Annotated in this window: 20 protein-coding genes; 8 read left to right on the forward strand and 12 right to left on the reverse strand. The window is 62.3% G+C overall.

All coding sequences use genetic code 11. The annotated features are described in order from the left end of the window. Positions 1-37: 37 nt before the first annotated feature. The 7 genes from D0Z70_RS19940 to D0Z70_RS19965 all read right to left on the reverse strand — a co-directional run bounded on the left by D0Z70_RS19940 (position 38) and on the right by D0Z70_RS19965 (position 5,267). Positions 38-1,456 carry an ammonium transporter gene (locus tag D0Z70_RS19940; RefSeq protein ID WP_119749502.1) on the reverse strand — a complete coding sequence of 473 codons (1,419 nt, stop codon included), beginning with the start codon at positions 1,454-1,456 and terminating at the stop codon, positions 38-40. 13 nt (positions 1,457-1,469) lie between these two features. Beyond that, positions 1,470-1,808 carry a P-II family nitrogen regulator gene (locus D0Z70_RS19945; protein ID WP_004209785.1) on the reverse strand — a complete coding sequence of 113 codons (339 nt, stop codon included), beginning with the start codon at positions 1,806-1,808 and terminating at the stop codon, positions 1,470-1,472. A gap of 157 nt (positions 1,809-1,965) precedes the next feature. Further along, a complete protein-coding gene (locus D0Z70_RS19950; protein WP_119749504.1) occupies positions 1,966-2,541 on the reverse strand; it encodes a DUF924 family protein in 576 nt (191 codons plus the stop codon). A 55-nt stretch (positions 2,542-2,596) separates the two neighbouring features. Beyond that, positions 2,597-4,039 (reverse strand): metalloprotease TldD, encoded by a 1,443-nt coding sequence (tldD, locus tag D0Z70_RS19955; RefSeq protein WP_119749506.1) that lies wholly within the window; start codon positions 4,037-4,039, stop codon positions 2,597-2,599. Positions 4,040-4,082: 43 nt separating this feature from the next. After that, positions 4,083-4,310, reverse strand: a complete 228-nt coding sequence (locus D0Z70_RS19960) for a zinc-finger domain-containing protein (RefSeq protein ID WP_119749508.1) — start codon at positions 4,308-4,310, stop codon at positions 4,083-4,085. A 50-nt stretch (positions 4,311-4,360) separates the two neighbouring features. Then, a complete protein-coding gene (locus D0Z70_RS25015) occupies positions 4,361-4,528 on the reverse strand; it encodes a hypothetical protein (protein WP_182914045.1) in 168 nt (55 codons plus the stop codon). Between the two features lie 253 nt (positions 4,529-4,781). Next, complete coding sequence (locus D0Z70_RS19965; protein WP_239019043.1) at positions 4,782-5,267, reverse strand: hypothetical protein; 486 nt, start codon at positions 5,265-5,267, stop codon at positions 4,782-4,784. Between the two features lie 34 nt (positions 5,268-5,301). Between D0Z70_RS19965 and D0Z70_RS25020 the strand changes: the two genes are divergently transcribed. The 5 genes from D0Z70_RS25020 (at position 5,302) to D0Z70_RS19985 (ending at position 12,588) form a co-directional block, all read left to right on the forward strand. After that, on the forward strand, positions 5,302-5,544 hold the full coding sequence (locus D0Z70_RS25020; RefSeq protein WP_182914051.1) for a hypothetical protein: 243 nt from the start codon (positions 5,302-5,304) through the stop codon (positions 5,542-5,544). A 141-nt stretch (positions 5,545-5,685) separates the two neighbouring features. Continuing rightward, positions 5,686-7,545, forward strand: coding sequence for an RND family efflux transporter (locus D0Z70_RS19970; RefSeq protein ID WP_119749510.1), 1,860 nt, complete (start codon positions 5,686-5,688; stop codon positions 7,543-7,545). Further along, positions 7,542-8,345 carry a trypsin-like serine protease gene (locus D0Z70_RS19975; RefSeq protein WP_119749513.1) on the forward strand — a complete coding sequence of 268 codons (804 nt, stop codon included), beginning with the start codon at positions 7,542-7,544 and terminating at the stop codon, positions 8,343-8,345. The genes D0Z70_RS19970 and D0Z70_RS19975 overlap by 4 nt, the downstream gene beginning before the upstream one ends. Beyond that, positions 8,314-10,416, forward strand: coding sequence for a S8/S53 family peptidase (locus D0Z70_RS19980; protein WP_119749515.1), 2,103 nt, complete (start codon positions 8,314-8,316; stop codon positions 10,414-10,416). Before D0Z70_RS19975 ends, D0Z70_RS19980 begins: the two co-directional genes overlap by 32 nt. 306 nt (positions 10,417-10,722) lie before the next feature. After that, on the forward strand, positions 10,723-12,588 hold the full coding sequence (locus D0Z70_RS19985; protein ID WP_119749517.1) for a hypothetical protein: 1,866 nt from the start codon (positions 10,723-10,725) through the stop codon (positions 12,586-12,588). A 73-nt stretch (positions 12,589-12,661) separates the two neighbouring features. Here the strand turns inward: D0Z70_RS19985 and D0Z70_RS25025 are convergent, their stop codons facing one another. After that, a complete protein-coding gene (locus D0Z70_RS25025; RefSeq protein ID WP_182914046.1) occupies positions 12,662-12,823 on the reverse strand; it encodes a hypothetical protein in 162 nt (53 codons plus the stop codon). 207 nt (positions 12,824-13,030) lie between these two features. Next, positions 13,031-13,627, reverse strand: a complete 597-nt coding sequence (locus D0Z70_RS25030) for a hypothetical protein (RefSeq protein ID WP_182914047.1) — start codon at positions 13,625-13,627, stop codon at positions 13,031-13,033. Here D0Z70_RS25030 and D0Z70_RS25035 point away from each other — a divergent pair. The 3 genes from D0Z70_RS25035 to D0Z70_RS20000 all read left to right on the forward strand — a co-directional run bounded on the left by D0Z70_RS25035 (position 13,574) and on the right by D0Z70_RS20000 (position 16,130). Next, the gene (locus tag D0Z70_RS25035; RefSeq protein WP_182914048.1) at positions 13,574-15,193 is read left to right on the forward strand and encodes an ATP-binding protein; all 1,620 of its coding nucleotides are present in this window, start codon (positions 13,574-13,576) and stop codon (positions 15,191-15,193) included. The two genes, D0Z70_RS25030 and D0Z70_RS25035, sit on opposite strands and share 54 nt — an antisense overlap. 14 nt (positions 15,194-15,207) lie before the next feature. After that, positions 15,208-15,786, forward strand: coding sequence for a hypothetical protein (locus tag D0Z70_RS19995; RefSeq protein WP_147418797.1), 579 nt, complete (start codon positions 15,208-15,210; stop codon positions 15,784-15,786). A gap of 77 nt (positions 15,787-15,863) precedes the next feature. After that, positions 15,864-16,130 carry a hypothetical protein gene (locus tag D0Z70_RS20000; RefSeq protein WP_119749523.1) on the forward strand — a complete coding sequence of 89 codons (267 nt, stop codon included), beginning with the start codon at positions 15,864-15,866 and terminating at the stop codon, positions 16,128-16,130. Positions 16,131-16,291: 161 nt separating this feature from the next. On the opposite strand, the gene D0Z70_RS20005 is transcribed toward D0Z70_RS20000, so the two are convergent. The 3 genes from D0Z70_RS20005 to D0Z70_RS20015 all read right to left on the reverse strand — a co-directional run bounded on the left by D0Z70_RS20005 (position 16,292) and on the right by D0Z70_RS20015 (position 20,353). Next, positions 16,292-16,792, reverse strand: a complete 501-nt coding sequence (locus D0Z70_RS20005) for a hypothetical protein (protein ID WP_119749525.1) — start codon at positions 16,790-16,792, stop codon at positions 16,292-16,294. A 92-nt stretch (positions 16,793-16,884) separates the two neighbouring features. Beyond that, positions 16,885-19,209 carry an ICP22 family protein gene (locus D0Z70_RS20010; RefSeq protein WP_119749527.1) on the reverse strand — a complete coding sequence of 775 codons (2,325 nt, stop codon included), beginning with the start codon at positions 19,207-19,209 and terminating at the stop codon, positions 16,885-16,887. Beyond that, positions 19,199-20,353: a hypothetical protein gene (locus D0Z70_RS20015; RefSeq protein WP_147418798.1), complete on the reverse strand. Its 1,155-nt coding sequence runs from the start codon at positions 20,351-20,353 to the stop codon at positions 19,199-19,201. Before D0Z70_RS20015 ends, D0Z70_RS20010 begins: the two co-directional genes overlap by 11 nt. Between the last annotated feature and the right edge of the window lies 1 nt (position 20,354).

Consider the following 20,354-nt stretch of genomic DNA (forward strand, 5'->3'; position numbering starts at 1 on the left):
GGCCTTGTCCCTTTCGGGCGGCCCGCCCTGCCAAGTCTTACATATTGTAGGCGCGCTCGCCGTGGCTGGAGAGATCCAGACCCTGCTGTTCATCTTCAGCGCTCGGACGCAGACCGATGGTCTTGTCGATGACGAAGAAGAGGATTGCGCTACCCACTCCGGACCAGACGAGGGTCAACAGAACCGCCTTGATCTGGGTGATGACCTGACCGGAGATGCTGTAGGCCGAGGCATCGAAACCCGCCGGAAAGACGGTATAGTCGAAATAACCCTGACCGCCGAGCGCCGGAGAAGCGACGATGCCGGTGGCGATGGCACCAACGATACCGCCAACGCAGTGGACGCCGAATACGTCCAGGCTGTCGTCATAGCCGAGCTTCCCCTTCACGAAGGCCACGAAGATGTAGCAGATCGGCGAGACGACGAAGCCCAGGACGACCGAAGTCATAGGCGCGCCCAGACCAGCCGCCGGGGTGATGGCGACGAGGCCCGCGACAGCGCCGGTGACGGCACCCAGCAGCGAAGGCTTGCCATGGTGGAACTGTTCGACCAGCGCCCAGCTGACGGCAGCTGCGCAGGTGGCGACCATGGTGTTGATGAAGGCGACGCCGGTGACGGCATTGGCTTCCAGGTTGGAACCGGCGTTGAAACCGAACCAGCCGACCCACAGCAGGCTTGCGCCAATCATGGTCATGACGAGCGAGTGCGGCGGCATGGGTTCCTTGGGAAAGCCAACGCGCTTGCCGATCATGAGGCAGCCAACCAGGCCAGCGATGCCCGCATTGATGTGGACGACGGTGCCGCCCGCGAAATCAAGCGCGCCCATGCCCCACAGGAAGCCGGTGTCGGTCGGTGCATCAGCCAGGAAGTCGGGGCCAGCCCAATACCAGACCATGTGCGCGATCGGGAAATAGATCACCGTCAGCCAGGCGACGACGAACACGATCAGCGCCGAAAACTTCACGCGTTCGGCAAAAGCGCCGACGATGAGGGCCGGGGTGATCATGGCGAAGGTCATCTGGAACACGACGAACACCAGTTCAGGCAGATAGACGTTATTGCTGAACGTCGCTGCATAAGTGGTGGCATCGACGCCCATCAGGAACGCCTTGGAGAAGTTGCCGATGAACGGATTATTGCTGGTGAAGGCGAGGCTGTAGCCCCAGCAGACCCAGACCAGGCCTGCGACCGACACGATCATGAACACCTGCATCAGGACCGACAGCATATTCTTGCTGCGGACCAGACCGCCGTAAAAGAGGGCGAGGCCGGGGATCGACATCATCAACACCAGAGCGGCGGAGATCAGCATCCAGGCAACGTCGCCCTTGTTGACCATGCCGGCCATGGCAGCGGCGTCAGGCGCCTTGATCGGGCCGGCAAATGCCGGCGAAGCGGCGAGCAGGGTCAGGCCAAGCGCCCCCGCTACCCCGCAAAGTTTCTTGGAAAAGGTCATTATTTCCCCCTTCTTACAGCGCGGTTTCGCCGGTCTCGCCGGTGCGGATACGCACGGCCTGACCGACATCGAGGACGAAGATCTTGCCATCGCCGATGGCGCCCGAATTGGCGGCCGCCTGGGTCGCTTCCACGACGCGCGGCGCAAGGTCGTCGTCGCAGACCACCTCGATCTTGATTTTCGGGACCATGTTGGTGGAATATTCGGCGCCGCGATAGATTTCGGTCTGCCCCTTCTGGCGGCCAAAGCCCTTAACTTCGCTGACCGTCATACCTGCGATGCCGAGCGAGGAGAGTGCCTCGCGAACATCGTCAAGCTTGAACGGCTTGATGATAGCCATGACAAGTTTCATGTCGCCCCCTGTTACTGGTGTGCGGGAACCACTCAGCAAGAGGCGTGCCAATTTGTTAAACGCGGGTTAATGCGGGCTTGCGGCGCGATGACATGAAAGGCAGCGCCAAAAAAATGGGCAGTATCGTTTCAATGCTCAAAAAATAGGCAGCGCCAGCCTACCATTGCGCACCTTCCGTAACGGCAACGGCTTCATCGGGCAGCGTCTCCCGCCCCAGCACGGCATTGCGATGCGGGAAACGGCCAAAGCGGGCAATGGTTGCATGATGTTGCCGGGCAAAATCGAGGGAACGGGGGTCGCCTGCCCCTTCAAACAAGGTCAGCGACAGCTCCTGATCCTCCAGCGCCTCGCTATGCTGGAACGGCATGTAGAAGAAGAGCCGCCCCGCGCCGCCAATCTGAATGTCATAACCATGGGCGATAGCCCCGCGCGCCACGTCCCGCGCCAGCGCGTCAGTGGCGAAGGCCTGCGCCGTGCCACGAAACATATTACGCGGCAACTGGTCGAAGAGGATCACCGCAGCCAGCGCATCGTCAGCGCGGTTGAGGAAAGCGTCGGCAGGGAGCGCTTTCTTTTCGCTCCACAAAGGCTGGAATCGTGCCTGACATTGGTGATCCAGCGCCGGATCATGACTATACCAGCCTGCCTCGCCGACCTGGTTGAACCAGAAGTCGAGCAGTGCCGCCGCCCAGTCGGCGGTGACGGCGTCATGGCTGTCGGTCAACATATTCATGGAGGCTATACCCATGACCTTCCCGCCCGGTTCCGCGATCCGTAGCGGCAAAGCGTCAGGTCGCCGTGCCGCCGACCGTCAGCCCCTCCATCAGCAGGGTCGGTTGGCCGACGCCCGCAGGCACGCTCTGCCCGCCCTTGCCGCACATGCCGATGCCTTCGTCCAGCGCCCAGTCATTGCCGATGCCCACCACCTTGGTCAGCGCAGTCGGGCCATCGCCGATCAGGGTTGCGCCCTTGATCGGATCGCCCAGCTTGCCATTTTCGACCCGGTAAGCCTCGGTACAGGAAAAGACGAACTTGCCCGACACGATGTCCACCTGCCCGCCGCCAAAGCTTTTGGCGAAAATGCCCGACTTCATGCGCGACAGCAATTCTTCCGGGTCGTCATTGCCGCCCTTGATGAAGGTATTGGTCATGCGCGGCATCGGGCCGTGGGCATAGCTTTCGCGGCGACCATTGCCGGTCGGCTCGACCCCCATCAGCCGGGCGTTCAGCCGGTCCTGCATATAGCCCTTGAGAATACCGTCCTCGATCAGGATATTCTCGCGCGTCGGCGTGCCTTCATCGTCGATGGAGAGCGATCCGCGACGGCTGGCAATCGCGCCGTCATCCACCACGGTCACGCCCGGCGCAGCGACGCGCTGGCCGATGCGGCCGGAAAAGGCGCTGGTCCCCTTGCGGTTGAAATCACCCTCCAGCCCATGGCCGATGGCTTCATGCACCAGCACGCCTGGCCAGCCGGGGCCAAGCAGCACGGTCATTTCACCCGCTGGTGCCGCAACCGAACGGAGGTTGACCTGCGCCTGCGCCAGCGCTTCGTCGATCGCGCGGTTCCAGACGGCCGGTTCCATCACCTGATCGTAGAGATAGCGCCCGCCAATGCCGAAGCTGCCGGTTTCGCGGCGTCCATCTTCTTCCAGAATCAACGAGACGTTGAGCCGCACCAGCGGGCGGATGTCGGTAGCGGTAAAACCGTCGGCGCGGACGATTTCCACCACCGACCAGCTGCCGGCCAGGCTGACCGACACCTGCGCGACGCGCGGGTCGCGCGCGCGGGCAGCGGCGTCGATCGCGGCGCACAGCGTCACCTTCTCGGCAAAAGGGACAATCTCCAGCGGATTGGCGTCGGTATAAAGGTGCCGGTTGGTCCGCTGGGGCGGCGGCGCGGGCGGGGCGGTGGCCGGATCAAGCAAGGTCAACGTCTGCGCCGCCTTGCGAATCGCCGCTTCGCTAATGTCATTGGCATGGGCAAAGCCGGTCATTTCGCCCGACACGCCGCGCAGGCCGAACCCGGCATCTGTCGAATAATCGGCGGTTTTCAGCCGTCCGTCATCAAAGCCGAAACTCTCGCTGGCGCGATATTGCAGATAGAGTTCGCCATCGTCGCAGCTTTTGAGCGCATCGGCGGTCACGCGGCGCGCGCCATCGGGATCAAGCAGGCCGGGGCGATAGAGCAGGCCACGGGCGTCGGTAAATTGGGCGGTTAGATCGGTCATGCCACCGATATAGGGACGACATCATCCAGGCCCAAAGGAAAAGTTAGAGGCTGGCACCCGAAGCGATGTCGGGCAGGTTGCCGACGTCGCCGGTATCGGCAACGCCGCCCGCCAGCACGAAGCGGCGGTCGCAATAGCCGCAATCGACATAGCCATGCTCGTCAATTTCCAGAAACACGCGCGGATGGCCGAGCGCGGCGGGTATATCGTCCGAACCGTCGCAGGAGACGCGGGACTTGGAGACTCGGATGATTTCAGGCGGCTGGATCATGATCGCGGACCTAGCAGCGGTGGCGCTGCGCTGCAATATGGGACAAGCGCCTACATCAGCGGCAGGCGCGGCCTTTTGCAAGGCATATCCTTGCCACCCTGCACCGCCTTGGCTGCAGGCTTCCAGTCGGCACAATCGCTCGCCGCCATCACCGCAAAGGGCGACAGCATCAGCAGGGCAGGCGCGATGGTGCCGCCAATAAGGGCTGCAAAAGGCATGGGCGAATGGTGCCGCAGCGATGCTTGCTACAGGATGAACGATACGCAGGCGGTTTGATTATCTGCTGCCGCTGATGCGCGAAAGTTTTTGCGGGGCTTTGTCCCGCAAAACTGGTGGGCGATGACGGGCTCGAACCGCCGACATTCTCGGTGTAAAGCGGCGTAACATAGTTGCCGTATGCCATCATAATATTACACAGAAATATCTAAATGGCGAAAACGCGCCATTTTCTGCCATTCTCATTATACAGGTCTATAGCGGGGATAACACCCAAATACAGGCTCTGCGGATACATGGTTGGATACACGGGAAAGGCCTTCGGGTGGTCTGGCACGCATTCTTCCACCCTCCGGTGACGGCCGCCCAATCCAGATCGAAACGGGACAGATATTTCCTAAGCCGGTCCGCGTCATTTGCTTTGGCTTTGAGCGTGCGGGATGCAGAGAAGAGAGCGCGCCCTGCTTCCGAAAGCGAACGGCTGGCCCGGGAGACGCGAACGGTTTCCGCCAACTGAACCCGATCGAACGGGTCGATCTGCGCGAGCGCCGCCGGATCGAGCAATGTGGCGAGCATGCCTGCGTCGCTATCCGTCTGGCCTGACCAAAGCCGCTTCAACCGGCCGATCTCGGTATCCACGCAATCCAGATCGATGCGGCCCTTGGGCGAGAGCGTCGCCATCCGGGTGACGCTGACCGCGAGGTCACGGAAATTTCCCGGCCAATGCGCGTCAGGCGACATCGCGAAAGCAAGGTAACGCTGCCGCGCTTCCTTGTTGAAGCTTGCCCGATCCCTTTCCCGCTCGGCGATCCCCGAATTTCTGCTACGCATCCTTCCCAAATATGTTGCGATCCTCCCGAAGGCCCGGGCCAACGACCGCTATTCGAAGCCCGGGAAGGTGGGATACCGCGATCTCGATATCGCCCTGATCGACGCGAATAGCAGCATCGACATTATCGAGATCAGGCGCCTATTCGACGAGGTCCTGCTCAGCAGGACGAGCTACCGTGACAATTGAATCAAGCGGTTTCAAGGTAGCAAACAAATTCTTTTGAATTATTCCGGCTGGCACCAAAACGGTTTCTGTTCCGCAATTAGCCGGGTTGACCGTTTCTTAGCAGGTGTCATTCTGCTGCGCTATTGCTGAGGGGGAGCAAAGATGAAATTACGATTCCTGGGCGTCACCGCTCTGTCAGCCACGCTTGTCTCGGGCTGCACGCATCTCGAAGTGAACCGGCACGGTCCGGACTCCACCGGATCGCGCTCCGGCTATGCCTATATGCTGGATTTCACCCAATATCAGATCGAGCTCAAGCGCACCCTGATCTCATGTGACGCCGACAAGGTGCCCGAGGTGAAGACCGAGGCGACCATCACCGCGCTCCTCGCACCGGATGGCGAGCAGGTCTATGTCATCGATCCAGAGTCGATGATCTCGGCTTTCAAAACCTCAGACATATCCATCACCTACAAGGATGGTCGGCTCGTTGCCTTCAACGCTTCGACCGTCGACAAGACCGGCGATGTCATCGCCTCGGTGGCCGCCACCGCCGGAAAGGTCGTTCTGCTGGCGTCGGGCATTCCGATCCCTGTCAGCGATAAGGCCGGCAAGGCGCAGATGTGCAAGGATGACGCGGTAAGCAATCTGGCGCTCATCGAAGCAAACAAGAAGCCGATTAAGGCGGCGACCGACGCGCTCGATGAAGCAAACGCCAAGCTTGCCGTGCTCACCGCGCAGTTCGCCACCAAGCCGACTGAAAAGCTGCGGACCCAGATCGAAGCGCGCACCAAGGCCAACGCAGCAGCGAAGAAGCAGCTCGACGCGATCACTAAGGCTTCGAGCGATGCGCAGGCCTGGCTTACCGACAGGCGCACCGCGACATGGCCCGATGACAGCAGCACTTTCCATGCCTGGTCAGCCTATCCGCTGCCGATCGGAACGGCTGACAAATGGTTCAAGGGAGATGCCATTCGCGGCGTCATAGCCCGCGATCAGACCAAGACCTGGGAAGATACCGGTGACGATAACAAAATCCATCTTATCATCGAAGGCGAACGGGGCGCTGCCTATCAGCTCGGGATGAGCCCCGAAGCCTTTCGGGCGCGCTATCCCGAGCTCAATCCCGCAGTCGATGTGACGGAATGTCGTAAAGCCGCTGGGTCGGCATGCGGAATCCGACTCGCGCAGCTTGATAACGATCTTGTGAATGCTGTCTATTACCGTTCCGTGCGTGCTCCGATCGCCCTCCATCTCGTTCGCCGGGGAAGCTATGGAAGCGACAAGCCCTCTGCCGGGTCGAGCCATCCTAAAGCCGGCTTGCGCTATAGGGTGCCCGCCGCTGGAACATTCCTGATCTGCGAGGCCAATCAGGAATGCGGCGATGGATCGGGATCGGAGCCGATCGCTAAGGTCAACGGCGCCATCGCCCAGCTCGGCACGGTATTCAACATTTCGTTCTCAAGCCCGGCTTTCGCCTCGGGTAGCGTCTCGGCGACTTTCGATGATCAGGGGCGCCTTCTAACCGCGGGCCTCAAGCGCGACAATGCGGCGGCACTGGCGGCTGCCAACGCCGTCGGCTCAACGGTCGATGAAGCTGGCAAGGTAGTGAAAGCCAAGAAGGGCGCCGAGCTTGCGGGCATCACCAATGCGACGACGCTCGCGAAAGCGAAGGCTGATCTGGCCAAGGCGGAAGAGGGCCTGACCAAGACGCCGCAGCAGCTCGCGAGCGAGCAGCTCACCGCGCTCCAGACCCAGCAGCAGATCGAAGCGATCCAAGCCACGCTCGGCCCGAGCCAGGCCAAAGACCTGACCAATCAAGTGGCGGTAGCCAAGCTTCAGCTTGATCTTGCCGAGACACAGCGTAAACGCGCGGAAGACCCTCACGCTGACCAGGCTGCGGTCAAAGCTCAATATGACGCGCAGACCGGTGTGACCAATGCACGCATTACCTCGCTTGAGGCCGAAGCCCGCATGGTCGAAGCCGAGCGTGCGCTCGCCAAGGCAAAGGCGGGGTCGTGAGGCGCGCCCTCGCGATCCTGCTGTTGTGCATCTCCTCAATCAAAGCCTACGCGCAACCGCTCGAATTCACCCAGCCCGCCGATGCGACCGAGGCGTCGCCGGAGATCATCGGTGGATCGAAGGCGATCATGGCCAACTGGCCCGCCACGTTCGTGTTCACCGCCACTTCCGGCGAGCATTGTACCGCCACCGCCATCGGCCCGCAGGTTCTCCTCACGGCGGAGCACTGCATCCGAGGGGCTGCGAACGGCACCATCAAGGCCAGCGGCATCGCCGTGCAATGCGAGGCTCATCCGTTCCACAACAGCAATTATGACATAGCCCTTTGTTTTACGGCCGCCAGGATCGTGCTGGCGGCTGGACAAGATTTTGAGACGATTGACCTCAAGCTGAAGCCGGCCGACGACACACGGCTTTCGCTGCTAGGATTTGGCTGCATCTCGCGGGGTGGCGTTAGCGGGGTGCTCTACGAAGGGACCAGTGTCGTGAAAGATGCTACCGCGCAGAAAGCGGTGTTCTTCACGACGGGCGGGGTTTCAGTCTGCGCCGGAGACTCCGGCGGTGCCGCCTATCAGCCGGGGGTAGGGTCGTCGCGCAGAGTGGTTGGCGTCGCCTCAGCGGCGATCTCCGGTCAGAATGACCTATCTCGCTTCACGGCTCTGGCCAATGGCCCCACGATCGTCTTCTTCGAGGACTGGGCTGGTCGCCAGCGCGACCCGAAAACCGGCGCGGTTATCCCGGTCGAAATCTGTCTAGTGGATAAAGATCATGCTGATGCGCCTGCGGATTGCCACATTTAGCGCGGCTGCGCTCCTCGCCACGGCAGTCGCCGCGTCGACACCGCTCCCCCTGCTCGACGTGCGTATGGGCTACAGCCCCGCTGCGGTCAAAATGCTCGCGCGGATCGGTGCGCCATCGTCGATCACCCTCACCAGCGGCCAGTCGGTCCGGCAGCTCATCGAACAGCGCTGCGGGATCGTCGATCCTGCCTATGTGGCCGCGCTCGTCCATGAAAATCGGATAGCCAAGCCGTCACTGACCGCCGAAGATCTTGAGCAAAGCGCTCCTGGCGTGACCTTTGCCTTTCCCTATTGCCTGAAAGTCGCCGCGATCCCGCGGGCCGTCGGCACAACGCCGATCGCCAAACAATATGACCAGCAGAATGTGCCCCTCGATGCCAATGCGCTTCACCAAGCGCTGACCGCAGCCCGCGCGATCACAGCGCGCCCGCTCAGCACCCTACGTCAGTTCGCGGGTAGCGGCCAGGCAGGAAGTGATCGCGGCTTTCTGGCCACCGAAATGGCAAGGCTTTTCTTACGCGAAAATCCCCAGATGAAGGGTCTCAACCTCCACCCCCAGGACGTGGTCAACGTCGTTCCCGAAGAGCGTGTCGAAACCGTACCCATCCGCGATGACCTTTCGCTGGAAGAGGCCAAGGCTCTTGTTGCTGAAATCGATGGCGCCTCTTCGTCCGACGCAACGCTTGCCGAGCTGATCGACGATGCGACACTCCTGCCCGGAGAATGTCAGGGCGCGGATTCTGCGGACTGGCCCTTGCCGATGGCAGCACTCCATCAGGCGCTGGAGGATCTTCGCACGAAGCGCCCCGCTAATCTTGCAGCCAACCTGCCCATGCCGCAGATCCTCCTCATCGATACGGGCTATGATCCCGCGATGGGGCCGCCGGCGATCCCCGGCGATGCGTTCGGCCGTCTTGCCGGACCCGACCCCGAATCGCTCGCCGTCTATCCGGGTATCAACACTGTCGAACCGGCCAGGATGGATGCCAACCCGCCGGGTGATCTGCCCTCACGGCCGCATGGCGGTGAAGTGGCCGCAATCTTGCTGGGTGCCCGGTTCCTGACCGTCGACCCGAGCGAGCTCCCGCGGCCGAAGCTCACGTTCGCCAGTATTGCCGGAACGGCGACCGACGGTCGTCCCTATCTGAACGTCGGCGCGATTCGGCACGCCTTCTCCGTGGCCGTCAATAACGACGTGAAGATCGTCAATGCCAGCGTGGCCGCGATGCGCGAGAGGGACGATTTCATTCGCCTGATCGCGAACACCAAAAGGGTGCTGCTCGTGACCGCTGCGGGCAATGTCGCATCTGGGCAGCAGGACTTCACCCCGGCGACGCTGAGTTGGCCCGGATCGCTTGGCGGCAATCAGGGGGCGGCCGTGCTGATCAGCGTCGGCGCCCATGATCCGAGCGGGAAACTGCTCTATTTCAGCCGCAAGGGCAAAGAGCTCGACCTGCTCGCGCCCGGCTGCCTCATTCCGACCTATAGCCTCGATGCCAGCAATCACGTGATCAAGGTCTCGCGCAATGGCACCTCTTATGCCGCGCCGATCGTTTCGATGGTCGCCGCGATCCTGTCGCGCGAAACTCTGTCGGCATCCCAGATCAAGGACCGGCTGCTGATCTCGGGCGATGTCGACGAGCGCGTTGCCACGGTGAGCTGGTCGGGGAGCCGGCTCAATGTGCGCAAGGCGCTCTCGATCTATCGCGATTATGTCGAATATGACGAGCGCCAGTCAGACGGCACGATGATCACCAAAACGCTCACCGGGAAACTCACATCCCGCAAGAATCAAATCATCCTGTGCGAAGGGCAGGTGGTCGCCCAGAACGATCTGCGAAAGCTCGTCCGCTCCATAGATCCCACTGATCCTTCGGTGCCAGGCGTGTGGCGGGGATGGGCGCGCCCGGCAGGCACGTCGCTCAATAGCGCGATTGGCAAGCTAGAGCGCTGTCCGGTCGCAACGACGACCGCTATGGGCAAACCCCTCGAACTGGATGGCGATGACGGCAAGCATGTGATCATTCCGCTGGCGAATATTCGCGACTTCGTCGCGCGCATGCGGAACTGATCGCCATCACTGCCAGATGCTACCTCGCCGCCGGCTTTCGCGCGATCATATGTGCTTTCGAAATTAGGCGCGGCTCACTTTTGGTGGACGCCCGTTATCTCGCCGCGTTCGTTGCCGTAGTCGCAGAGTGGTCTAAATAGAGTCCCAACCTAGCCCTAGGGCGCTTTTCTAGGTTGCCCGATTGGGTCTCAACCGGCATGTCTATAGCCGAGAAATATCTTGGATTCGTCGTCGGTTTGGGCGTCGGAAGTTACGGATAACCTTTGAGACAGAGCGGTATTGTGCCGCTTGCTGGCGGGAGCGCTAATGGGTGTTGTCGTTGAACTTTCCGGGCTGAAGGCTGCGCTCGAAAAGGGCAGCCAGCCGCAATCGTCGCTATTTGGTATGGCGCTGCTTGCATTCACCATCTGTGACATTGTTGCCAGCCTCGCCGGACAAGGACTTATCCGTCCCCTAATCTCTCCTTGGCTTGCGTCAGTTGGAGATGGCATGCCGCTCGCGCTCGTTATGCTTGCCGTGCAGACACTGGCGCTGTGGCTCAGTTTTTCGATGCTGCGCGACAGTGGAGTGACCAATATCGGCGGTCGACGCAATCCCTTGACGATTGCTGGTGCGCCCGCTGGCTTGGAGGAACCACTTGGTCGAATCTGGGCCGGGCTTGCCGCAGGGCTCGCTGCCCTGGCATTGATCGCGACTGTTCCGGCGCGCGATTTGTCCGGTGGTGAATCGGTGCGGCTGATGCTCGTGCTAATTCCGCCTTTTGTCGGCATTGCCTATGCAGCCTTGCTTGCGCGCGCCTGGGAGGCCAATGACCGGCTCAACGATAGCAGTGGCCTGCGGGGTGCCTGTGTCGGCTTGTTGCCGCTCGGCATCGACTTATTGTTTGTATCAGGCGATTCGGTAGGGGCGATGCCGTCACCAGATTGGTATGTCACAGGCTCCGCGATCCTGCTTGCAGGCGTTATTGCCGCCATCGCCACCTTGCTTGGGCCGCGTCCTAAGCAGAGCATTATCGTGACTGCTGGCGATAAGGCTACTGCGCCAGCGACAGTCGTGTACAACCCACTTGGTCAGGGTGCCCGCGCACAGCGTTTTCTCTGTTTCGACCGCGGTGAGGCGCAACTGCTCGTGCTGACCCGCACCCAGAATGCGCAGAACTGGATCCTCGTCGACTCGGCCGATGAGCAGCTCCAGTTGCCGATCCACGACCGGACCTTGTCCATCTGGAACCTCAGCCGCTTATCGCAATCGATTTTGCATCAGCTCGATGTCACCGATGCTGGCGGCAATGTCGCGCTCAGTGCGACCGTCGGGCAACTCATGCTGACTTCGCGAATGGAACCGGGCAGCAAGTTCAACCGGCGCGCGCTCGAAGCGGCGCATAATCTGTTCTTTCAGAACCCGGACCTCCAGGGATGGATGGCGCGGGCCGCGCGCGATGCCCTAAACACCGTGCTGGTTAGGGCGCTTACGGAAAAACAGCTCGGGTCGATCGCTGAGGAAGTCCGCAAGGCATCGTCGCTTTGCGACGACTTGCCGGACAACGCGCGCTTTCTGCGTGCCGCCGCTAATGCTGATACCGAGCGGCTTGTCGAATATACTGCCGCGCGGCTTCAAAACGCGATCACCGATGTCGAGGGGTTCCGGACCCAACTTAAGGCACAGGAAGACCGTTTCCACACCCTTGCGGACGTGACCAGTCTCGCAGATTCCGGCTTTGAAGCAGCGTGGCTTGCCGAGCTGGCCGTACAAATCGATCAGGCTGGTGAACAGGGCGTGCGTGCCGGCGCCGCGCAAGTCGATGACGCACACCGTGTCCTCGAACTGATCGGACTGAAACTGAGTACTACGGCTACCACGCTGATTGGCCGGGCAAAGGAATGCGCTGCCAAGCTCGCTGCGGTGCGTAAGGATTTAAAGGCGCTGACAGAAGCGGCAGAAGCGCGTCACGAGGAAGCGCTTAAGGTTGAGACCCAGCATGCACACGCGATCGAGATCCAAGTTGTCGGCACCGGCAGCCTGTCGCGCGAAGAGCGGCGCCAAGTCATCGCGCGGCGCGTGACCCCGCATCTTCCCAAGCCCCGCGAACGGCTCGAAGGTCAGCCGCGGCCTACGCCGATTTCCGTCCGCTACCAGTTGAACGACGATGACGACGCTGACGAAGTCATCTGAAGTCATTGCCGAGTATCAACTGCTCTCCGCGCCTCGGTTCGACGCAGAGAATCTCGACGCGCGGCTATTCGATTCAGCAATCGGCCAACGCGCTTTCTGGAATCACGTCGCGCTGCATCTCGTTCGCGGACTTGGTGCGACTGCAGAACTGCGCATCGCCCATTTGGAGCGAACCGAGATTTCGCTGCGGCTCTATGCCAGCGCCGATATTGCGGCGCTGGCGCAGATCGAGCAAGCAGAAGCAATGCTGCCGCCGGGCTTTCGGTGGCGCAAGGTTGAGCCTGACACGACAATCGACGCAATGTCGCTACGTATCGCTCGGGTGGTGCGTCGGCTCGAATTTGTTGATCTGCCAGTGCCATCGCCTGATATCCAGCGCCGGTCTGCAGAGGGCGAAACCCCTATCTTCGACATGATCCCTGTCGGTGACGGGCTGCGCTTTCTACCGCGGCTCGACACCGACTTTTCTGAACTGCTGACCGAGCGCTTCTGCCTGCCCTTGCCAGGCCCGCTTGACGAGCATCGTCCGCGCGCGAAAAGCCTGTTCCAGGCGGTCCAGGGCGGCTCGCCATTGGTCATTTCGGTCGCGCTCCACCCAGTCGATCCGTTCGAGCATGAGGAAAACCAGATTAAGGCGCTCGGCTGGAAGCGCTTTCTCGATCAGTTTGTCGGGCATCTGGTCAGTGCGGGTTTCGCCAGTGTCCAGTCGCTGCGCTCCGCTTATGACCGGTTTTCGTTGCCGCGCGGACATTTGTGCCGCGCATCCATCCGGGTCGGCGGCACCAATCATGGCGCGGTGATCGGGTTGGCGAATGTCGTTGCATCGCAATTTGGCGGCTTCCAAGGTTTCCAAGTCGTCCAGCCGCGTCGATCGATCGCTGGAATAGCGCTTGCCGATGCCGATATCGACAGCCCGGCAGCGTGGTCGGACGCGCAGCGTGAAAGGCAATATGAACGACTTGCCAGCGATATGCGCGAAGCCGGGGTGAGCGCTGAAGACGCCGCCGAAGCCTTTGATTTCCTGCTGCGGCTGCCGCATTTGTTCACCTTAGAGGAAGCGCATGACTTGGTCCGCTTGCCTTTCGCGGATGATGAGGGGTTGCCGGGCTTTGAGACGGAGCCGGTGCCGCCGTTCACCGTGCCGAGCATTGCGTTTCTGCCTGCCGCTGGCGCTGACGGCGCGGTTGCGCCACCACCTGCCGACAAGCTCCGGCTCGGCATGGTGCAGCGTCCGGGTGCGCCCTTGTCCCGTGACGACCAGCCGCTGGCCAACACCGCGTGGCACGCCATCAATCCGACTGATCTGACCAAACACGCTTTGATCGTCGGCAGTACCGGATCGGGCAAGACTACTGCGACGATGTTCCTTGTGCGCGAACTGATCCGGCTGCGCGTGCCGTTTCTCGTCATTGAGCCCGTCAAAACCGAATATTTCGGCCGGTTGGAGAACGTCATTCCCAAAATCCGACGGCGCAACTTCGAAGGTGCACCCACCGGAGGTCCCGGCAAGGATTTCCTCGCTTTCGATCCGCTGCGCGTCCCCAAGGGCATCAGCATCGCGCGCCACGCTTCTTATCTGAAGTCCTGCTTCGAAGCGGCGTTCCCGATGGAACCGGTGACCGCGATGCTGGTCGAGAAGGGGCTGATCGAATATTATACTGGGATGCGTAAAGACGGCTGTTGCGGCTTTGGCAAATTCGATCGCGGCGGGCCCCATATGGGGTCGATCCGCGCTGATGGCGCCATCTTCCCCTCTTACGCCTCTTTCAAAGCCTTCATTACCGGGCCGTTCGTCGATCGGGAATTTTCAGCGCCGGCTGTCGGGCAGAGCCGCGCTCATGAAATGCGTGACATTTTCCGGCGCCGCTTCGAAAATCTGTCACTGGGCATCCTGGGTACCAGTTTCGAGCTTGCCGACGCTGCCTATCGCCACTTTTATCGCAAGAACGGCAATCGTCCCGATCCCGCCTATTACGACCTGCTCGCGCGCGACCTGCTTACTTGGCCAACCGTCGTCGAGCTCGATGCAGTGCCGGACGCCGACCAGAAAGCGCTCGCGATGGCGTTTCTGATGACATATATTTTCGAGTATCGGCAAGCGGAGGATTTGCTAGCGCGCGAAACCGGGCAACCTCTTGCCGAAGTCCTGCGGCATTTGCTCATTATTGAAGAAGCGCATCGACTTTTGGCCAATCAAGCGACGGCAAGCCGTGGCGCCGAGCAAGTCGGCGAAGGCGCGCGCGGCAAGTCGGTTGGCCTGTTTGTCGACATGCTGGCCGAGATCCGTGCCTTTGGGCAGGGACTGGCGATCGTCGAGCAAATTCCATCCAAAATTGTCCCGGAGGCGGTCAAGAACACTAGCCTCAAGATCATGCTGCGTCTGGCGGCCAAGGATGATCGCGACTCCCTAGGGGCGGCGATGAACTTTACCGAAGCCCAGAAGCGCTACGTGACCTTGCTCAAGGTCGACAAACCGCGCGATACTATTCCAGGGCGCGTCAATTTCGTGCTATTTGAGGAGGGGCTGGAACAGCCGTTGTTGCTGCATTTGCCGCTATCAGGCACCTCCGGACCCGAGGCCCGGCCGTTTGACGAATTCTTTTAGAAAGGATGGGGCGCATGCCTGAGTTTCAAGAAATGCCCGAGCCGCCTGCGTCCGCACCCGAGGCCAGCATCGAAACACCAGCCGAAGCACCGCCGGAAACCGCTGAAGCTGCCCCCGAGGCTCCGTTTGAAACGTCGGTAGATCTCGCAAGCGAAAGAGATCCCGAACCCGAAAGCTGGGATCCGCCCGAAAGCGAGCCGATCGATAGCAGGTTTGTCGCCGCCGAACAGAGCGCGGCGGGTGATGCCAGCAATTGGTGGGAAAATAGCGGCGAAACCAGCGCCGACTTCAACGCGGCGGCATCGGCTGAAGCACCGGTCGAGACCGGCGAGGTTGGAAGCGACGGTGGCGGTTCGCCTGAAACGGTGAGCGAGGCGTTCAATGCCGCGGCTGCCGAGGCACCGCTGGAAGTAGGCGATGCGGGCACAGCAGGCAGCGAGAGTGGCGGTGACAGCGTATCGCCGGAAACGGTGACCGAAACCTTTAATGCCGCGGCGGCCGAAGCACCCGAGCAACCTGATGCCCCGCCTGAAGCTAATCATGAACGCAGCGACTGGCTCCCCCCTCCGGCGCTGCGGGGGCCGGCGCCGTAACCGGCAGCACCGAGGCGAGCAGCGAGGCAGCGCTGTTTGCTCAGGCGGTCGAGCAGGATGAACGGCGTCGCGCGCAGATGGAAATGCATGACCATGCCGCGGACATAATCAAGGACGGTCTGGAAGCGCAGGCTGAGGGCCAAGTTTGCGACATGAAGCTTGATGCGCTGGAACTGAGCCTCCATCCGCCAGAGCTGATTCACACCGCGACCGAAACCAGCGTGGAGGCCCAGTGTGACCCGATTATCCGCGTGGACAATTACATGGATAAATTCTCTGCGCTGACCTTGGGCGCCTCAATGCTGACGGTTTACGGCATCAGCAAAATAATCAAACGGTCGTGAGCGCATCGAGACTGGAGTGATCCGCACTTTCTTATGCTTGGCTGCTCACCGAACAGTCCCCAAGGGCAAAGACTATCCAACTTCCGGGCATAGATCGCCGCTCATGAAAACCGAGATGGAGACATCATCGAATAATCGACCTTGCCGTTTGCTGTGCGATCTCAATGGATCGCCGCAGCACGGCGATAGCAGTTGCCGAAAGCGCAGAGGCCGAGCTCGATCGTCGAATAGGCGTGGCTGACAGCTTCCCCGATGCGCGAGGGCTTGCCGATTGATCCCCCCATCCAAGCGAAAGCCGAGCGGACGTAGATCGCGGCGCGATCGGGCCTCTGCTTGCCGATGCGGTCCGAGCGGACATGGGCGGTGAAGCTACCTTCGCCAAACGCGGCGTCAAAATCCGCACGCAGGACCGCGGCCTTGGCTGCGGGGAGATTCCCGAAGATTATACCGTGGACGCTGTAACCGACCTTTGCCAGTGCTGGCAACTCGCGCCAGACTGCGTCGAGATCGGCGCCGTCCGCCGGCAGCATGAACGCTGCGAGGCGCGCGGTCCGCCCCTCCGGAAAGAGCTGGAGATCACCAACCGAAACGCGCTGCATCGAAAGCGACAGTTGCGGCGTCGCCGATTGACTATCGGGAATGAATTTCTGATTCTCGAGCATAGTCAAACCTCCGATCCGACAAATGCCGAATTTTGGTAAATAGGTGGTTAATAAGTCGCTGAAGAAACATTCGGTTTCTCGACTTGTCCCATTTACGCACCGGGCTGTGGACGCTCGGTTCTTGAAGGCTGTGAATCGGGTCCTTGTTCGCCATTCACGAGCCTGGAACTATCCGCTGACGGGTCCGGATCGGCATCTTTCGGCGACGGCGACGCCTCGGACGCGACGGGCTCTGCGGTCGGTTGGCGCTCGGGCTCATCCGCGGGCGGTTCGCCTTCCGGTTCAGGGAAAAGGTCGCTTGGCACCGAACCGTTGGCGGCGGTCGGCCGGGGGCTCTCGTCCGGTTCAAACGGCTGGGCATCCTTGGCATTGGATGTCTCGGTGGCAGCGTCGTCGGTGGGCTTGTTATTGGAACACTCCTCCTCCCCCTTCGCCGGCGAGGGCATCCGGTCGCCACGATCGGCGCGACGCTTGCGCGCTGCCTCGCGGCGGGTTTGCTGCTGAATCTCGGCGATCCGCGCCTCCATTTCCGCTCGGGCGAGCGCGCGCGCGGCTTCGCTCAGCGCTTCGCCCATCTCGGCCAGCGCCTCGGTCGCGTGCTCCTGCGCCTCGCGTTCGATCTGGCTCTTACGCGAGCGATGGTCGCGTTCGGCCGCACGCACCGCCTCTGCTTCGCGCCGCTCGCGATCGCGGATTTCGCGCTCGGCCCTATCGCGCGCGAAATAGGCTTCACGCCGCGTCTCGGGCGGATTGGCAAAGGGATCGCCGCCACCCGCCTGGTCGACATAGGCGCCCAGGTAAGCGAGGAAGGTGTCGGCGAAGCGGCGATTGAACCGGAACCAGTGGAAGTCGCCGCCCGTCTCCCATGGGATCGCGCCGGCTGGCGGCGGCGAGGCGGCCTGATTCAGCATGCCCGGCTCGTCAGCCGCTTTGTCCTCGTCGGTACGGCGGCGGTGCAGGCGGCGGCGGGCGACGGCGTCCATCGCCAGGCGGAACGGGAACAGGCGCGGCAGCCGGTATTCGACCACCGGGCTGAACCAGCGGTCGAAGCTGCGAAGGAACAGCAGGATCGTAGCGCGCTCGACCTCGGCCGCGTCGAGCCTGCCGGGCACGACGAAATAGAGGCTGCCGCCATAGTCGATCATCAGCCGGTTGAGATCGCCCTGAAACTGATGCTCGATCGCGGCCGTCAGCCGTGCGCGCTCGGCGGCGATGTCGTCGATTCGCTGCCCCCGCCTGCGCTTGTCGCCGCGCATCAGGCCAATGATCAACAGGGTCAGGTCGACCAGCAGCGCGATAACAAGCGGGATGAAGTCGCCCGGCTGCATCGGTGAGGGCTTGGCACCGGGCAGGACCGCGGTCAGGCGCAGCGGCGTGAGCAGGCGCGAGATCGCCTCGGTCGTCGCCCGCGCGCCGGTGAACACGTCCTGGCGCGGCATCCCCACCCGGGGCAGACTTTGGAGGATGTCGGCGAGCCGGCGGTACTGCTGGGCGCTGCCCGCATGCAGGCACAGCACCTCGGTTCCCGGTGCGCGACTGTCGCCCGGTTCGCTGCCGACTGCGGTGAAGGGTATAGCGCGCTGGCGCACTTCGGGAACCAGTCCGCGCAGTTGATCGCTCGACGTGTCCGCTCCTGAGGCCGCCTGGGCGAGCAAAGCCTGCGCATCTTGGTACCGGCCGGCGGCCTGCGCGGCCTTCGCCGCAGACAGCGCAGGCGCGATCTGCTCGTTCGCAGCCTGCGCGAAGGCGTCGATCCGTTCCGAGATGCCCTTGGCCTCCTGCGCCTCCTCGGCGCGCATCCGTGTGATAGGGCCATAGCTACTGCCCGAGGGGTTACTGCAACTGCCGCCCTCGCGCTCTTCCTTCTGCGACAAGTCGCTGAAATAGGCCGAGGTCAGCATCGCTGACCGTTTGGCAGAGGTGATCCGTTGATCGGCATTGGTCACCGCCCGCTGGATCAGCTCGAAATCCTCACGGGTACGCGACTTCGTCTGCTCCTCGGCCTGCAGCAGTTCCCACCAGAACGCGAAAGAGAACGACACTGAGACGCCGAAGGTGATCAGGTAAATGCCGATCCACGCCCCGCGTGTGACGAGTTCGCGGAAGCTGGAGATGCCTTCCTGCGCGTCGAAAGCAGCCTCGATTGCGTAGACCATCACCACGATGAAGGCGAAAGTGAACAGCAGGATCAGGAACAGCAGGAACAGCCATTCCCAGCCATCGAGGATGCGACCCGACAGGAAATAGTTGATCAACCCCTTAGCCGTGCCCAGCCAGGCGAGCCCCAGCATGCAACGGAACAGTGCCGCCGCCGGGCCGGCGGTGGCCTGCATGAAATAGTCGATCGGGGCCATCAGCACCCGCTTGATGCCGGTGCTGGTCGGGCGGGAGGAGATGCCAGCGGTGTTATCGATCATCGTGAGGCGGGTCCTGCGTGTTTTCGCCGTCCGTGTCGGCCTGCGCTTGTACTTCCGGGGGTGGCAGGGCCAGAGCTGGCGCATCCGGCTCGGCCGGCGCCAGCGGCGGCGGCGGAACGGGCACCGGATGGCTTGCGACCGGCGGCGGCGCCTCGGCCGCAGGCGGCCGGCGGGGAAGGCTGAACAGTAAGATCCCGAACTGTAAGAGCGCAGCGATCACTATGGCGATGATCTCGAACTTGCCGAATGCCGCGCCGAAGCGGACCTCGCCTTGCGGCACCAAGGCATCGGCGCGCGGCGCGTCGGCGGCGGCGAGCGCTTGCTTTTCCAGTCGCGCAAGTGCGGCGGCCGCGTCCTGGATGGCCTGCGCCAACTGCGGATTGGCGCAAGCGGTGGAGGTTTGCGCGATCGTATCGCGAAACGGCGTGCCACTGCCAAAACGCTGGCTGTCGTCGACCAGCGAATTCGCGTTGCGGCGGATTTCCGCCGTGGCAGCCCGGATCGCCTCGCGTCCGTCCTCGGCCGCTTCGGGATCGGCCAGCACAGCCAGCGCAGCCCTGATTTGGTCGGCGTTCTGCTGCGTGCCTTGCGTAAGCGCTGCATAGCGTTCGGCGGCATCGCTCAGCAGGCCCACTTGCGGCCCCGCTCCCCGCCCGGCCCGCGCGCAGGTCCCGCCGGCGCTCTCCGCGCGCGCGGCAAGATCGTCGGCGTCGCGCGACAGCCGGTTCAACGCGTTCACCGCCGCCTCCACCGTCATGTCCAGCGCAGCCTGCCGCGGCGCTAGGCGGTCGCTGACGCGCTGGTCGAGCTCCACCCGCGCCGCCGCTTCGCCGCCGATTGCGTGCCACCACCCGACGCTGGCTACGGCCACCGCGATGGTCGCCAGCACCCCCAGGAAACCCAGCCAGGCTTTGCGCAACGTCGCATTATCCGCCGGCAGCGTGTCCGAAGACACCACCGTCGCCAGTGCAAACTGCTGCGCCGCGACAATCACCACGGCAATGGCGATCGCCGGAAAAGCGCCCAGATTGAGGAACAGCAGCCCCGTTACCACGGTGACCAGCAGGATGATCAGCAGCGCACCGAGCAGCAGCACGCGCTGCACATCGCCGCCGGCTAACAGGCGCCTGAACAGTCTAGTCATC

The organism is Sphingobium terrigena (assembly GCF_003591655.1).
GTDB classification, from domain to species: Bacteria; Pseudomonadota; Alphaproteobacteria; order Sphingomonadales; family Sphingomonadaceae; genus Sphingobium; species Sphingobium terrigena.

What these genes read in the sequence shown, in the direction of transcription:
- D0Z70_RS19940 (WP_119749502.1), bottom strand. Translation starts at nt 1,456, where the DNA reads ATGACCTTTTCCAAGAAACTTTGCGGGGTAGCGGGGGCGCTTGGCCTG.
- D0Z70_RS19945 (WP_004209785.1), bottom strand. Translation starts at nt 1,808, where the DNA reads ATGAAACTTGTCATGGCTATCATCAAGCCGTTCAAGCTTGACGATGTT.
- D0Z70_RS19950 (WP_119749504.1), bottom strand. Translation starts at nt 2,541, where the DNA reads ATGAATATGTTGACCGACAGCCATGACGCCGTCACCGCCGACTGGGCG.
- tldD (WP_119749506.1), bottom strand. Translation starts at nt 4,039, where the DNA reads ATGACCGATCTAACCGCCCAATTTACCGACGCCCGTGGCCTGCTCTAT.
- D0Z70_RS19960 (WP_119749508.1), bottom strand. Translation starts at nt 4,310, where the DNA reads ATGATCCAGCCGCCTGAAATCATCCGAGTCTCCAAGTCCCGCGTCTCC.
- D0Z70_RS25015 (WP_182914045.1), bottom strand. Translation starts at nt 4,528, where the DNA reads ATGCCTTTTGCAGCCCTTATTGGCGGCACCATCGCGCCTGCCCTGCTG.
- D0Z70_RS19965 (WP_239019043.1), bottom strand. Translation starts at nt 5,267, where the DNA reads ATGTCGCCTGACGCGCATTGGCCGGGAAATTTCCGTGACCTCGCGGTC.
- D0Z70_RS19970 (WP_119749510.1), top strand. Translation starts at nt 5,686, where the DNA reads ATGAAATTACGATTCCTGGGCGTCACCGCTCTGTCAGCCACGCTTGTC.
- D0Z70_RS19980 (WP_119749515.1), top strand. Translation starts at nt 8,314, where the DNA reads ATGCTGATGCGCCTGCGGATTGCCACATTTAGCGCGGCTGCGCTCCTC.
- D0Z70_RS19985 (WP_119749517.1), top strand. Translation starts at nt 10,723, where the DNA reads ATGGGTGTTGTCGTTGAACTTTCCGGGCTGAAGGCTGCGCTCGAAAAG.
- D0Z70_RS25030 (WP_182914047.1), bottom strand. Translation starts at nt 13,627, where the DNA reads ATGCGGCAGCCGCAGCAGGAAATCAAAGGCTTCGGCGGCGTCTTCAGC.
- D0Z70_RS19995 (WP_147418797.1), top strand. Translation starts at nt 15,208, where the DNA reads ATGCCTGAGTTTCAAGAAATGCCCGAGCCGCCTGCGTCCGCACCCGAG.
- D0Z70_RS20000 (WP_119749523.1), top strand. Translation starts at nt 15,864, where the DNA reads ATGGAAATGCATGACCATGCCGCGGACATAATCAAGGACGGTCTGGAA.
- D0Z70_RS20005 (WP_119749525.1), bottom strand. Translation starts at nt 16,792, where the DNA reads ATGCTCGAGAATCAGAAATTCATTCCCGATAGTCAATCGGCGACGCCG.
- D0Z70_RS20010 (WP_119749527.1), bottom strand. Translation starts at nt 19,209, where the DNA reads ATGATCGATAACACCGCTGGCATCTCCTCCCGCCCGACCAGCACCGGC.
- D0Z70_RS20015 (WP_147418798.1), bottom strand. Translation starts at nt 20,353, where the DNA reads ATGACTAGACTGTTCAGGCGCCTGTTAGCCGGCGGCGATGTGCAGCGC.